General features: G+C 71.1%; 1 pseudogene. It reads right to left on the bottom strand.

Features of this window, described 5'->3' with window-relative positions:
• Positions 1 to 17: 17 nt before the first annotated feature.
• A pseudogene (locus ACYQ8L_RS18715) lies at positions 18 to 343 on the bottom strand (biotin synthase BioB); the annotation flags it as partial.

Raw genomic sequence — 343 nt, 5'->3', positions numbered from 1 at the left:
CCCCACCCAGCCCGGGATCACAGGGGCCTCCCGCTCCCCTCGGCCACCGGCCGGAACCCGAGGTCGCGCACCATCTTGAGGTCCACGTCCGGGGCCCGGCCGGCCGTGGTGAGGTAGTGGCCCACCATCATGCCGTTGGCGCCGGCGTAGAAGATCCAGGAGGCCAGGTCCCCCAGGTTCCGGTCGCGGCCGGCGCAGACCTTGATCGTGGCCCGTGGCAGGAGGAACCGGTACACGGCCACGATCTTGAGGCACTCCAGGGGCGGAAGGGGGGGCATGTCCTGGAGCCGGGTACCCTTGACCGGCACGAGGAAGTTCAGGGGCACGCTGTCCACCCCGAGCT

It is taken from the genome of Deferrisoma palaeochoriense, assembly GCF_054656955.1.
The sequence above is the reverse complement of the archived record's forward strand: the minus strand, read 5'-3'. Positions and strand labels throughout refer to the sequence as shown.